Source organism: Achromobacter sp. 1011811831 (assembly GCF_059760905.1).
In genome coordinates this window covers 12,987-26,129 of the sequence record NZ_JCBANG010000036.1, presented here as the reverse complement: position 1 = coordinate 26,129, position 13,143 = coordinate 12,987, and the positions used below count along the sequence as shown (strand labels likewise).

10 protein-coding genes are annotated in these 13,143 nt (G+C 68.8%); 4 read left to right on the top strand and 6 right to left on the bottom strand.

Features of this window, described 5'->3' with window-relative positions:
• The first annotated feature begins 26 nt into the window (after positions 1-26).
• The 3 genes from sorA (at position 27) to AC6LJ9_RS15410 (ending at position 3,438) form a co-directional block, all read left to right on the top strand.
• Positions 27-1,262: a SorA family sulfite dehydrogenase catalytic subunit gene (gene sorA, locus AC6LJ9_RS15420; RefSeq protein ID WP_498148235.1), complete on the top strand. Its 1,236-nt coding sequence runs from the start codon at positions 27-29 to the stop codon at positions 1,260-1,262.
• A 10-nt stretch (positions 1,263-1,272) separates the two neighbouring features.
• Positions 1,273-1,605, top strand: a complete 333-nt coding sequence (gene sorB / locus AC6LJ9_RS15415; RefSeq protein ID WP_498148234.1) for a SorB family sulfite dehydrogenase c-type cytochrome subunit — start codon at positions 1,273-1,275, stop codon at positions 1,603-1,605.
• Between the two features lie 129 nt (positions 1,606-1,734).
• The gene (locus AC6LJ9_RS15410; RefSeq protein ID WP_498148233.1) at positions 1,735-3,438 is read left to right on the top strand and encodes an MFS transporter; all 1,704 of its coding nucleotides are present in this window, start codon (positions 1,735-1,737) and stop codon (positions 3,436-3,438) included.
• Between the two features lie 33 nt (positions 3,439-3,471).
• Here AC6LJ9_RS15410 and AC6LJ9_RS15405 read toward each other — a convergent pair whose 3' ends face one another.
• Genes AC6LJ9_RS15405 through AC6LJ9_RS15390 form a run of 4 tightly spaced genes read right to left on the bottom strand, consistent with a single transcriptional unit; the run spans position 3,472 to position 8,073 of the window.
• Positions 3,472-4,446, bottom strand: coding sequence for a Csu type fimbrial protein (locus tag AC6LJ9_RS15405; RefSeq protein ID WP_498148232.1), 975 nt, complete (start codon positions 4,444-4,446; stop codon positions 3,472-3,474).
• Positions 4,443-6,788, bottom strand: a complete 2,346-nt coding sequence (locus AC6LJ9_RS15400; protein ID WP_498148231.1) for a fimbria/pilus outer membrane usher protein — start codon at positions 6,786-6,788, stop codon at positions 4,443-4,445. Before AC6LJ9_RS15400 ends, AC6LJ9_RS15405 begins: the two co-directional genes overlap by 4 nt.
• A 52-nt stretch (positions 6,789-6,840) precedes the next feature.
• Positions 6,841-7,560 (bottom strand): fimbrial biogenesis chaperone, encoded by a 720-nt coding sequence (locus tag AC6LJ9_RS15395; RefSeq protein WP_498148230.1) that lies wholly within the window; start codon positions 7,558-7,560, stop codon positions 6,841-6,843.
• Between the two features lie 12 nt (positions 7,561-7,572).
• On the bottom strand, positions 7,573-8,073 hold the full coding sequence (locus AC6LJ9_RS15390) for a Csu type fimbrial protein (protein ID WP_498148229.1): 501 nt from the start codon (positions 8,071-8,073) through the stop codon (positions 7,573-7,575).
• A 709-nt stretch (positions 8,074-8,782) separates the two neighbouring features.
• On the opposite strand from AC6LJ9_RS15390, the gene AC6LJ9_RS15385 reads away from it, so the two are divergent.
• Positions 8,783-10,378, top strand: a complete 1,596-nt coding sequence (locus tag AC6LJ9_RS15385) for a methyl-accepting chemotaxis protein (RefSeq protein ID WP_498148228.1) — start codon at positions 8,783-8,785, stop codon at positions 10,376-10,378.
• A gap of 38 nt (positions 10,379-10,416) precedes the next feature.
• On the opposite strand, the gene hutI is transcribed toward AC6LJ9_RS15385, so the two are convergent.
• Positions 10,417-11,643: an imidazolonepropionase gene (gene hutI / locus AC6LJ9_RS15380; protein WP_498148227.1), complete on the bottom strand. Its 1,227-nt coding sequence runs from the start codon at positions 11,641-11,643 to the stop codon at positions 10,417-10,419.
• A gap of 29 nt (positions 11,644-11,672) precedes the next feature.
• On the bottom strand, positions 11,673-13,115 hold the full coding sequence (locus tag AC6LJ9_RS15375) for an amino acid permease (RefSeq protein ID WP_498148226.1): 1,443 nt from the start codon (positions 13,113-13,115) through the stop codon (positions 11,673-11,675).
• Positions 13,116-13,143 lie beyond the last annotated feature (28 nt).

The following is a 13,143-nucleotide window of genomic DNA, read 5'->3' as shown; positions in this document are numbered from 1 at the left end:
TCGAAAAACTCCAGGAGACAACGAGTATGAGCACATCCGGCACCAACGGACGCCGGCGCTTCCTGCGCCAGGCCTGTACCCTGGGCGCGGCCGGCACGACAGCCGGCCAGGCCCTGAATGCGCTGGCGGCCCCCGCCACCGTCACCCTGCCCTTCGCCAATGGCGAGCGCGAGCTGATCGCCTACCCGCAAAAGCGCCCGCTGATCCGCCAGACCGCCCGGCCGCCGCAACTGGAGACGCCGTTCGAGGTCTACAACGAGGGCATCATCACCCCCAACGACGCCTTTTTCGTGCGCTATCACCTGGGGAACATCCCGACACGGATCGACCCGGCCGCCTACCGGCTGCGAGTGGGCGGCCTGGTGGACGCGCCGCTGGAACTGACGCTGGCCGACCTGAAGGAGAAGTTCGGCGCGCCGGTGGAGCTGGTGGCCGTGACCCAGTGTTCCGGCAACAGCCGCGGCTTCTTCGAGCCGCGCGTGGGCGGCGGGCAGCTGGGCAACGGCGCCATGGGCAATGCGCGCTGGCTCGGCATCCCCCTGTCGCGCGTGCTGGAGAAGGCCGGCATCGGCAAGGCCGCGCGCCAGGTCAGCTTCGAGGGCATGGACCGGCCGGTGCTGCCGGGCACGCCCGAGTTCGTCAAGGCGCTGGACGCGGCCCACGCGATGGACGGCGAGGTCATGCTGGCCTACGCCATGAACGGCGCCGACCTGCCCCTGCTGAACGGCTACCCCGTGCGCCTGGTGGTGCCGGGCCACTACGGCACCTACTGGGTCAAGCACCTGGCCGACATCACCGTGCTGGACAAGGAATTCGACGGCTACTGGATGCAGAAGGCCTACCGCATCCCGGACAACGACTGCGCCAGTACGCCGGTGGGCAAGGCGCCGGAGAAGACCCGTCCGATCGGCCGCTACAACGTGCGCAGCTTCATCACCAGCCTGGCCGACGGCGCCCGCGTGCCGCTGGGCCAGGCGCAGCGCGTGCGCGGCATCGCCTTCGACGGCGGGCGCGGCATCCGCGAGGTGCAGTTCTCGGCCGACGGCGGCAAGACCTGGCGCGCCGCCCAGCTGGGCCAGGATCTGGGGCGCTACTCGTTCCGCGAATGGCAGGCGGACTTCAAGCCGGAACGGGCCGGCGCCTACGAGCTGAAGGCCCGCGCCACCAACATGGCGGGCGAGACCCAGCCGCTGGAGGCGCTGTGGAACCCCGCCGGCTACATGCGCAACGTGGTCGAAACCCTGCGCGTCACCGCCGCCTGAGGAGCCCGTCATGAACCGTCATCTGCTTGCGCTGGCCGGCGCCGCCGCCCTGGCCATGCTGTCGCCGGCCCATGCGCTGGACATCCAGCTGCCCGCCGAAACCGCCACCCTGCATCCGGGCAACAGCCCCGGCGCCCAGAGCGCGGCCCAGTGCCTCATGTGCCATTCGGTGGACTACCTGTCCACCCAGCCGCCCATGCCGCTGGGCTTCTGGGAGGCCGAGGTGAAGAAGATGGTCGCCGTCTATGGCGCGCCCATCGCGCCGGACCAGGCGCAGCTGATCATCCAGTACCTGAACCAGGCCTACCCCCCGCCCCCGGCGGCGCCCGCCGCCGCGAAGTAGGCCGGGCCAGGCAGGCCCCGGGGCGGGCCCGGCCCGCCCGCCCCGCCATGCCATGCTGGCGTCCGGCTTTCGGCGTACCATTGGGCGACCCCGGCCCGCGGTACGGCCGGGGCGCTTCTTGAGGCCCGCATGCTCCAACCCGTTTCGGCCAACACCGACCTGCCCGCCGAGCCCGCCGCCGAGCCCGCCGCCGCGCCGGCGCCCGCGCTGCGCGTCAGCACGCTGTCCCCGCTGTCCTTCCCGGCGTTCCGCATCATCTGGATCGCCAACCTGTTCGCCAACCTGGGCACCTGGGCGCAGTCCGTCGCCGCGGCCTGGATCATCACCACCGAACAGAGCAGCCCGCTGCTGGTCGCCATGATCCAGGTGGCCGCCGCCTTTCCGCTGGTGGCCCTGTCCATCCTGACCGGCGTGCTGGCCGACAACTACGACCGCCGCAAGGTCATGCTGGCCGGCATGGGGCTGGAACTGGCCGGCGGCCTGTTCATCACCATCCTGGCCTTCGCCGGCCTGCTGCATCCGATCACGCTGATCGCCTCGGTCTTCTGCATCGCCATCGGCAGCGCCGTCGTGACGCCGGCCTGGCAGGCCGCGGTGGGCGAGCAGGTGCCTCGCGCCCACGTGGGCAGCGCGGTGCTCCTGAACAGCGTCAACTACAACGTCGCGCGCGCGGTCGGTCCGGCCATCGGCGGCCTGCTGCTGGGCGCGCTGGGCGCGCCCTGGGTGTTCCTGCTGAACTGCTTCTGCTATGGCGGCCTGATCTGGGCGATCTGGCGCTGGAAGCGCGACCTGCCCGAGCGCCGCCTGCCGCCCGAGCGCCTGCTGCAGGGCGCGGTCACGGCGCTGCGCTACACCCAGCACTCCACCGTGACGCGCGTGGTCATGCTGCGCGCCTTCGCCTTCGGCCTGTCGGCCAGCGCGCTGTGGGCGCTGCTGCCCCTGCTGGCCCACGAGCACGACGGCGGCAGCGCCATGCTGTACGGCTACATGCTGGGCGCGCTGGGCCTGGGCGCCATCCTGGGCAGCGTGCTGGTGCGCCGGGTGCAGGCGCGCTGGGGCGCCAGCGGCCTGATCAGCGCCGCCGCCGGCCTGCTGGCGGCCTGCCTGCTGGCGCTGGGCCTGACCGGCACGCTGTGGGTCGCCTTCCCCGCCCTGCTGCTGTCCGGCGGCTGCTGGATCGGCGTGCTGGCCACCTACAACACCACGGTGCAGATGCTGGTGCCGGACTGGGTCAAGGCGCGCTCGCTGGCGCTGTACCAGACCGCCATCTTCGGCGGGCTGGCGGCCGGCTCGTTCATGTGGGGCCATTTCGCCGGCACGCTGGGCGTGTCGGGCGCGCTGGCCGGCGCCGGCGTCATGCTGGGCCTGACGGTGCTGCTGTTGTATCGCTCGCGCCTGCCCGAGCAGGTGGACGCCCAGTCGCTGACGCGCGCCGACAGCGCCGAGCCGGCCCTGCAAGCCGCCGGTTTCGACACCGAGCACGGCGCGGTGCTGGTGGCGGTGCAGTACCAGATTCCGAACGACAAGCTGCGCGCGCTGATCGCCGCCGCCCATCCGCTGCGCCTGATGCGGCTGCGCAACGGCGCGCAGCAGTGGCAGCTGTTCCGCGACCTGGAGCGCGAAGGCGTGTGGCGCGAGGTCTTCCTGGTCGAGAGCTGGATGCAGTACCTGCGCATGCTGGACCGCATGACGCTGGCCGACAAGATGGTGCTGGACGGCGTGCGCGCGCTGCACGCCGGCGACGCGGCGCCGGAAGTGTCGCGCAACGTCAGCTACCTGGCGATGAACGGGGCGCAGGGATTCTCGCTGCGGCGGGATCCGGAGTCGCTGTAGGACGCCCGGCTCCTGGCCGGTCCTGGCGCGGGCTCAGAATGTGATGGTGGCCGTGACGGTATCGCTGTAGCTGCCCGGCCTGGGCGTGGCCTGCGCCGGCACCAGGCCGTAGACGGTATAACTCTGCGCCGCGCCCGTGCCCAGGCCGGCCAGGGGCGAGCCGCCCGTCGCGTCGCCCCAGACGATGGCGTAGTTCGACCCCTGGTACAGCTGGTAGCCGACCGTGTCGGCGGCGGTCGCGTGCTTCATCTTGCGCGCCAGCACATTGCCGCCCACCGTGCCGCCGTTCAATGCCAGCGAATACGCGTTGTTGTTGGTGCATTGCACGCTGATCTGGCTGCTGCCCGGCACCGGGGCCGTCAGCAGGCCCTGGGCCGGGAACACGAGATTGGTGGCGGAGATGGTGCAGTTCTTCTGCACCAGCGCCTTGATCGTCAACGGGATCTGCAAGGTCTGGGAAGGCGCGCTCAACGGGCAATTCTGCAGCAGTCCGATGAGCGGAAAGCTCTGCACATCCACCCTGGCCTGCGCGGTCGTGGCGTAGCTTTCCATGTATTGCGTATCGGCATTGTTCACGATGGCCACGGTGTTCTGGCCGCCCGGCAGCTTGGCATAGACGGTCGCCGACACCGACCCGGCGCCGATGCCGGTCAGCAGCTGCGAGGTGGGCGCCGTTGTCGTGGCGGCGCCCCAGACGTTGGAATAGCCGGAGTCCGTATACAGGTTGTAGTTCATGCGGTAGGCGCCGTTGCCCATCGCGCGCGCCGCGATCGACGGACTGGTACTGCCCACCCCGATGCTGATGCACACCCGCGTGAACAGCGACAGGCCGGAGCAGTCCAGCTTGATCAGCCCGCCGCTGTTGAGCGTATCCACCGGCAGCAAGGGATTGATCGTGCCGAAATCGATGGTGGTGGCGCTGGCCGACAGGCTGCAGCTCTGCGCCTGCGCCGCGCCGGCCCAGGCCCCGCACCACGCCATGACGATCAACACGATGGCACGTCTCATTGCGCAGGTTCCTCCAGGGGATGGCAGACAAACGGGCCCAGCGTGGGCATCAGGCGTCCGGGCTCGGCGCCGTATTCGAATTGCGCGCGGCAGGACGCGCCCTTGCCCTGCACCGTCAGGTGATTCAGCGCCTGCAGATCCTCGACGAAGGTCATGCCGTCGTAGCCCACCACGCCGCGCTTGCCGCTCTCGGCGTGCAGCACCCCGGCACCCGGCGGCAGGAACTTGCCGTCCGGCGTCCTCAGGATCACCGTGGCCGCCACATAGCGCTCCAGCTGGAAGTTCGCCACCACGCCCGAGCGCGACTGCGGCACCACCACCGCCTTGGTCGACTCCAGCCGCGTATCGACCGGCAGGTTCTCGGCATCGATCGACAGGCGATTGGCCTGGTACGGGATCAGGTCCGGCACCAGCAGGTGGCCCGAGCTGTCGGTCTTGCCCAGCTTGCGGTTCTCGTGCAGCACGTCCACGTCCGGCCGGCCCGTCGACACCAGCGCGAAGCTGTCGTTGATCCGGCGCGACGGCGTGACCACGCCGTCCATCAGCACCAGCGCCCCCGAGGCCTGCGCCGCCGCCTGCGTGCGTCCGCCCTGGTCCTGCGCCAGACCAGTCAGCTGGCCGTAGCGGCCCAGGTACTGCACCTGGCCCTGCGTGTAGGCCTGGCCGCCGCTGCGACCGCGCTGCACCGACCAGCCCGTGCCGCCCTCGTAGTCGATCGAACGCTGCGCGCCCATGTTGTAGCTGTCCTGGCCCTGCTGGCGGCTGGCCGATGCGAAGACCTGGGTGCGGTCCCCCAGCATCAGCGTCAGGCCCAGGTACACGCCGTTCGAGTCGGACTGGTTGAAGTCGTGGAACGCACTCAGGTTCATGGCCACGCGGCTGTGCAGGTTGACGGTATAGGTCGCCGAGCCCAGCCTGGCGGCCGGCGCGTCCGGCTGGCGATAGCCGATGTAGCTCAAGGCCACGCTCTGCGACCGCGTGATGGGAAACGACACGGTCGCGCGATCCGTCTGGCGCACCACCGGCGCGTCTTCGCGCGAGCCCAGGTCGCCGTAGTCGCCGAGCGCCCGGGTGGACAACAGGTCCAGGCTGAACTCGGGCCGCACGTACTGGTAGCCCAGGCTGGCCTGACCGCCCGCGTAGCGGCCGGCGCTGCCGGCCAGCGAACCGCTGACCACGCCCGCCTCGCCCAGCCTGACCAGCGCGCCCGCGCCCAGGTTATAGACGCCGGGCGCGCTTTCGGCATGGCCCTCCAGCGTCAGCGCTTCGTCCAACCCGTAGCGGCCCGATGCGCTGAAGGCCGGCGCGTGGTCGTAGTCGAACGAACGCACGCTGAACCGCCGCCGCACGAAACCGGCTTCCACCGAATAGCTGGACAGGCCGCGCGCCAGCAGGCGCGTGTCCACATACAGAGGCACCGTGGTCGCGATGCTGCGCCCCAGCGCATCGCGCGTGACGATGGTGGCCTGGCCCGCGCCGGTGATGCCGGGGATCTGGTTGACCACGAAGGGGCCCGCCGGCACGTTGCTGGAGTATTGCTGTACCCCGTTGATGTACAGCGCGATCGAGGACGGCACCACCGAGGACGCGCTGATCGCCGCCACCGGAAAGGTCACCAGGTCCGGCCGCAGCGAAAAGTTGCGCCCCCACTGCACGCCGGCGATGCGGATCGAGCGCGACCAGTCCAGCGACGACGTGATCGTGTCGCCCAGCCGCAGCGTGCGCATCGTGTCCTGGTCCGAGCGCGTCCAGTAGGTGTCATAGCGGATATAGCGGTCCGCCCGCCCGCCGGCATAGGTAATGCCGGTATTGCTGAACACGCCCGAGGGGCTGAAGTAGCGCTGCTCGGTATACAGCGACAGCCGGGACAGGCCGCTGGTCTGCGCGTAGGCGTCATAGTTCAGCACCAGCCCGCGCCCGCTGGTGGCCGGCGGCGCCCGCGACACGCCGCGCATGTCGAGTTGATAGGGCGTGCGCAAGGCATCCGGCACCACCAGGTTCACCGACTGCGTCGCGGCGTTGTAGCTGTAGCGCAGGCCCGGAATCGCATCCAGCCGCAGCTCCGGGCTGCCCGCCGCGCCGTCCGGCCCCGGCACGTCGATGCCGATCGAGCGCAGTGAATCGGCGCTGGCCGACAGCCGGCCCTGCGCATCGCGGAACCGCAGCAGTTGCGAGGTGTTGGCGCCGTTGATGCTCACTTCCAGGAATACGTCGCGCTCGGCGAGATCGCCGAACGACACCAGCTGATCGGGCGGCTCGGCCGCCTGCGCCACCGCGCACGACAGGGCGAGCGCGATGCTCCAGGCGCGTCGCCCGCATGTACGGGAAGCACATACCGCCATAGGCTGCCTACCTCTGGCGCGCCGCCTTCTTCCCAGGCCGGCGCGCGGCCAGTCAGTCCATCCGGGGCGCCACCGAGATCGCGCCGCCATTGATCAGGGCCTTGATGCGCACGGGGCCCGGCGCCTGCTGCCGGCCCGGGATGCGCCATTGCCGCTGGCGCTGGGCCAGCGCATAGCCCACCAGCCCGTCGACCTCGGCCACCGGCTTGCCGCCGCTGTCCAGCACCTGCAGGCTGGCCACCTGCGCGTAGCGGGTGCCGCTATTGTTCAGGCTCAGCACCCATTCCTTGCCCTCGCGCACGGCTTTCCAGCTCAGTTCCGGACGCGGCTCCGGCGTGGCGCCGGCCACGAACACCGGCACCGAATAGCGCAGCCGCAGCACCACGCCATTGACCGCCGGCGTGGACGGATCCGGGATCTCGTCGATGACCAGCCGATAGCTCTTCTCGATCGCCGCCGTCTCCCGCGACGCGCGCACCAACCGCACCAGCTGCTCGCTCCTGGGCGGCACCTGGATGATGGGCGGGCTGACCTGGATCTCGTCGGTGGGCAGCAGCACGTCGTCGCCGTCGCGCTGCTCCCAGGCATAGACCCGCACCTGGCCATAGACCGGCATCGCGTCCGGGTTGCGCAGCACGATGCCGCTGGCGCCCTGCTGCGGCGCCATGTCGACCATGACCGGGGAAATCTGCAGCGTGGCAGCGCCCGCCGGACCCGTCGGGCCCAGCAGGACCGCCACCGCCGCCAGCACTGCAAGCATGGCTGTGCGCACGGTGGCGGCTCCTCAGAAATAGACGGTGGCGGTGACGGTGGAGCTGTAGGTATCGGGCGCCGGAGTGGCCTGGGCCGGCACCGAGCCGTTGACGGTCAGCGTCTGCGCGGCCCCGGTGCCGGTGCCGCTCACGCGCGCCGCCACCGTGGAATCGCCCCACACCGTGGTCAGGTCGGCCTTGTACAGCTGGTAGCCGACCGACGACGTGGTGTTGACGGCTCCGAACATGTGCCGGCTGCTCTCGGTATTGCCCGTGCCGGTGCCCGCGCTCAGGCCGACGGTATACGGCGTGGTGTTGGTGCAGGTGACGGTCAGCGTCGAGGAGGACGCCACCGCCGCGCTCAACACGCCCTGGGGAGGGAAAGTCAGGTTGTTGGCCGCGATGGTGCAATTGGCCTGGATGATGATGCTGACGTTGAAGTTCGCCGTGCTTTGGCCCGCAGCCAGGCTTGATGCGCATGCCAGGAAGCAGGACAGGGAAAATGCGGCCGAGCGATAGATCAGGCGTTTCATGAGCGCGACTCCACGAAATACTGCTGAATCAACCTACCCGCAATTGATGCATGTCATGTCAATTTTGAAATTTGACGAAACATGCAGCTATTTTCCATTCTCTCCGGCTTTCTTCAAGACATTTTCGATATTTTCCCGTCTTTTTTCTGTCTTCCCCTTCGAAGTCGCACCAATGTTCAGCGATAAAACTTGTTGTAATTCAGCGAATTGCCTGTTTTTTTGAAAAAAGGGGCCGAATTAAGGCATGAAATGCCGCCTTGATTCGGTATTTTTCAGCGTCTTTATGTACGGATTTTTTCGATTATTGGCCGCATTAATTGCGGCAAGGACCAAACGTGACCGAGGAGTCTCAAAAATCCTCTCACTCGCCGCATTGCGCGGCTATCCGGTAGGCGACCGCCGTTGCCCCGCCGTGCGCGGGATTTGATATCCGAAAAAATATACCCGTGCATATTTAATTCGATGCCAATGTGGGGGCTTTAACGTTAATGGCGCTTTTCGCCCTTCAGGCAGATATAACGACCTGGCCCAGGATGTCTCGGCAGGCATTCCCATTTGCCATGTATTGCGCAACACTATTGCTTGAAATGTCGATTTGTTCCATGGTGTGCTGGCACATTCCGTTATGTTGTAACGCCAGCTAAATTCGCCTGCCTCCGAGCCGTTGTTGCCGATGTAGCACCCCCTAAGCACTCAAGAACGTCGCGCCATGAAACAGCTACTGAAAGACATCACCATCCGCCGCATGATCCTGGGCACCCTGCTCACCATCAGCGTCCTGCTCGCCGGCATGTCGGCCATCACCATCAACGGTTTGCGCGGCTCGGCGGATGCGCTGGCTGACAGCACCGAACTGCTGCACGAAATCTCCGCGCTTTCGCGCGTCAACGACCAGATCATGCGCGCGCGCCTGCGCCTGTCGCGCCAGATGGAATATGCCGCCGCCGGCGACGCCACCCAGGCGGCGGAGGAAGGCCGCAGCATCGACGCCGCCCTGGCCGAAGCCCGCAAGCAGCAGGCCATATTCCTGGAACTGGCCGGCAACGATGCCCCGGCCGCCATCCTGGACCCCATGAAATCGGGCTTCGAGGCCCTGACCGTGGCGGGCATCGCGGCACAGCGCGACCTGCTGACGGCCGGAGACTTGGCGCGCGCCCGCGCCCATGGCGCCGGCCCGGTCGTGACCGCCAGCCGCGCCTTCGGCAAGAGCATCGAGCAATACGAGGCCTACGCCAAGGAACGCGAGACCCAGCTGTGGGAGAGCGCCGCCGCCAAGCGGCGCAATGCCTATATCGGCACGGGCGCCGTGCTGGCGATCTGCCTGCTGCTGCTGGTGCTGGGCGACCTGTACGTGGTGCATTTCGTCAAGCGTCCGCTGGAGGACGTGCGCGGCCATTTCCAGCGCATCGCCGCCGGCGACCTGACCTCGCCGATCGCGGCCTTTGGCCGCAACTGCGTGGGGCAGGTGATCCCCTACCTGCAGGACATGCAGGCCAGCCTGGTCCGCACCGTGCACGCGGTGCGCGCGGGCGTACATGAAATCCATACGGGATCCAGCGAAATCGCCGCGGGCAACCAGGACCTGTCCAGCCGCACCGAGCAGCAGGCCGCCTCGCTGGAGGAAACCGCGGCCAGCATGGAGCAGCTGCTCTCCACCGTCAGCAGCAACGCGGAGAACGCGCGCCAGGCCAACCAGATGGCCTCGACCGCGTCCGCAGTCGCGCAACGCGGCGGACAGGCCGTGCGCGATGCCGTGAACACCATGCGCGAAATCGCCCAGGACTCCAGCCGCATCGAGGACATCGTCGGCGTGATCGACGGCATCGCGTTCCAGACCAACATCCTGGCGCTGAACGCGGCCGTGGAAGCGGCCCGCGCGGGCGAACAGGGCAAGGGCTTCGCGGTGGTGGCGGGCGAGGTGCGCTCGCTGGCGCAACGCAGCGCCACGGCAGCCAAGGAAATCAAGCAGCTGCTCAACACCTCGGGCGCCACGGTGCAGGCGGGGTCCACCCAGGTGGAGACCGCCGGGCGCACGATGGAGGAAATCGTGCGGGCCATCGAACATCTGACCTCGCTGGTGGCCGACATCGCCGCCGCCTCCCAGGAACAGGTCACGGGCATCGACCAGGTCAACACGGCGGTCACGCAGATGGATCACGTGACCCAGCAGAACGCCGCGCTGGTCGAAGAGGCCGCCGCCGCCGCGTCATCGCTGGAAACGCAAGCGCAGCGGCTGCAAAGCGCGGTCAGCGCCTTCCGCCTGCCGTCCCAGGCGGGCCTGCCGGCGCTGGCGATGGCGGCGTAGGCCGCGCGCATCGCCGCAAGCGCCCGGCCTGGCGGCCGTCAGGCCGCCGTGTCCGGCGCCGTCGCGTACACCAGCTGCCCATGCCGGACCACGCGCCTGGGCAGCTCGCCGCCGATCCAGTAGGCCAGCTCCGACGGATGATCGATGCTCCAGGCCACGAAGTCCGCCGCCTTGCCCGGTTCCAGCGTGCCATGCGTGGCTTGCAGCCCCAGCGCGCGGGCGCCGTGGATAGTGGCGCCGGCCAGCGCTTCCTCGGGCGTCAGGCGGAACAGCGTGCAGGCCATGCTCAGCATCAGGCGCAGCGACAGCGCCGGCGACGTGCCCGGGTTGAGGTCGGTGGAGATGGCTATCGGCACGCCGTGGCGGCGCAGCAGATCCACCGGCGGCAGCTGGGTCTCGCGCAGCGCGTAGAACGCGCCCGGCAGCAGCACCGCCACGGTGCCCGCCTGCGCCATGGCCAGCACATCGCTCTCGGTCAGGTATTCGAGGTGATCGGCCGACAGCGCGCCATGGCGCGCCGCCAGCGTGGCGCCGTGCAGCGAGGACAGCTGTTCGGCATGCAGCTTGACCGGCAGGCCCAGGTGCGCCGCGCTCTGGAACACGCGCTCGACCTGCGCCGGCGAGAACGCCAGGTGCTCGCAGAAGGCGTCCACGGCGTCCACCAGCCCTTCCGCCGCCAGCACCGGCAGCATGCGGCGGGCGACCTCGTCGATGTAGTCGTCCGGCCGGCCCGTGAACTCGGGCGGCAGCGCGTGCGCGGCCAGGCAGGTGGCGCGCACTGTCAGCGGCAGCGAGCGGCCCAGGCGGCGCGCGACGCGCAGCATCTTGCGCTCGTTGGGCAGGTCCAGGCCGTAGCCGGACTTGACCTCCAGCGTGGTCACGCCGTCGCGCAGCAGGTGCAACGCGCGCCGGCTCGCGTCCAGGTACAGCTCGTCCTCGGTGGCGGCGCGCGTGGCGCGCACCGTGCTGGCGATGCCGCCGCCGCGCGCGGCGATCTCGGCGTAGTCCACGCCCTGCAGGCGCTGCTCGAACTCCAGGCTGCGGTTGCCGCCGAACACCAGGTGGGTGTGGCAATCGACCAGGCCCGGCGTGACCCAGGCGCCGCCCAGGTCCTGCACGCCCGCCGCGCCGTCCAGCGGCATCTCGGCCTCGGGGCCGATCCAGGCGATGCGCCCGTCCTCGGTGACGATGGCCGCGCGCTCGATGATCGAGTACGCGCCGCCTTGCATCGTGGCGGCGTGGCAGTTGCGCCAGACCTGTTTCATTGCCGGTTCTCCTTGTTGCTTGCGTTGTTTCAGTCCGAGCCCTGCGTCAGCGGCCGGGACGGGGTTTGCGGCGCGCCCTGCTCCGGGACCCGCGCCTGCGCCGCCTTGCGCTGCGGCAGCACCCACAGGCGATAGGCGATGCACAGCAGCGCGATCCACACGGATCCCACGATAAGCGCAGCCTGCGTGTTGGGGAAGTAGCCCAGCACCAGGATCACGAAGACCATGAAGGCGATCGCCAGGATCGGGCCGGCCGGCCACAGTGGCACCGGGAACTTGAGCTGCGCGGCCTCCCGCGGGTCCATCTTGCGGCGCATGTTGAATTGCGACAGCAGGATCATCAGCCAGACCCAGACCGTGGCGAAGGTGGCGATGGAGGCAATCAGCAGGAACACGTCCTTCGGGATCAGGTAGTTCAGCACCACGCCGATCAGCAGCGCGGCCGACATCACCACCACCGTCATCCACGGCACGCCGCGACGCGACACGGCGGCGAAGCCGCGCGGCGCCTGGCCCTGCTGCGCCATGCCGTAGAGCATGCGGCCGGCGCCGAAGATATCGCTGTTGATGGCCGACACGGCGGCCGAGATCACCACGATGTTCAGGATGGTGGCGGCGGACGGAATGCCCAGCTGGTCGAAGATCTGCACGAAGGGGCTGCCCTGGCTGCCGATCTGCGACCACGGGAAGATGGCCATCAGCACGAACAGCGTCAGCACGTAGAACAGCAGGATGCGCAGGGGCACGGCATTGATGGCGCGCGGAATGGCGCGGCCCGGGTCCTTGGCCTCGCCGGCCGTGATGCCGATGATCTCGATGCCGCCGAAGGCGAACACCACCACCGCCAGCGACGCGATCAGGCCGCCGATGCCGTTGGGCATGAAGCCGCCGTGTTGCCAGAGATTGTGCACGCCGGTGGCCGGCGCGTCCGCGCTCAGGCCGATGCCGAACAGCATGATGCCCAGCCCGCCGGCGATCATGGCGACGATGGCCGCCACCTTCAGCAGCGACAGCCAGAATTCCAGTTCGCCGAACAGCTTGACGGTGCACAGGTTGAGCCCGCCGATCAGCAGCACGATGGCCAGCACCCAGATCCACTGCGGCACGTCGGGATACCAGAACCCCATGTAGAGCCCGAACGCCGTGACGTCGGCCAGGCAGACGATGATCATCTCGAAGGTGTAGGTCCAGCCCGTGATGAAGCCGGCCAGCGGTCCCAGGGACTGGCTCGCGTACTGGCCGAAGGAGCCGGCCACCGGATTGTGCACCGCCATTTCCCCGAGCGCGCGCATCACCATGTACACGGCGGCGCCGGCGATCAGGTAGGCGATCAGGACCGAGGGGCCCGCGGCCTGGATGGCCTTGGCCGAGCCGTAGAACAGGCCGGTGCCGATGGCCGACCCCAGCGCGATGAAGCGGATGTGCCGGGCGCTCAGCCCTCTCTTCAACTCACTGTTCTGCACTTCTTGCATGCTTGTCTCCATGTGGTGGGAATCGCCG

Bases quoted from the DNA above. Each gene is read 5' to 3' on its own strand.
- sorA (WP_498148235.1), top strand. From the start codon at position 27: ATGAGCACATCCGGCACCAACGGACGCCGGCGCTTCCTGCGCCAGGCC.
- sorB (WP_498148234.1), top strand. From the start codon at position 1,273: ATGAACCGTCATCTGCTTGCGCTGGCCGGCGCCGCCGCCCTGGCCATG.
- AC6LJ9_RS15410 (WP_498148233.1), top strand. From the start codon at position 1,735: ATGCTCCAACCCGTTTCGGCCAACACCGACCTGCCCGCCGAGCCCGCC.
- AC6LJ9_RS15405 (WP_498148232.1), bottom strand. From the start codon at position 4,446: ATGAGACGTGCCATCGTGTTGATCGTCATGGCGTGGTGCGGGGCCTGG.
- AC6LJ9_RS15400 (WP_498148231.1), bottom strand. From the start codon at position 6,788: ATGGCGGTATGTGCTTCCCGTACATGCGGGCGACGCGCCTGGAGCATC.
- AC6LJ9_RS15390 (WP_498148229.1), bottom strand. From the start codon at position 8,073: ATGAAACGCCTGATCTATCGCTCGGCCGCATTTTCCCTGTCCTGCTTC.
- AC6LJ9_RS15385 (WP_498148228.1), top strand. From the start codon at position 8,783: ATGAAACAGCTACTGAAAGACATCACCATCCGCCGCATGATCCTGGGC.
- hutI (WP_498148227.1), bottom strand. From the start codon at position 11,643: ATGAAACAGGTCTGGCGCAACTGCCACGCCGCCACGATGCAAGGCGGC.
- AC6LJ9_RS15375 (WP_498148226.1), bottom strand. From the start codon at position 13,115: ATGCAAGAAGTGCAGAACAGTGAGTTGAAGAGAGGGCTGAGCGCCCGG.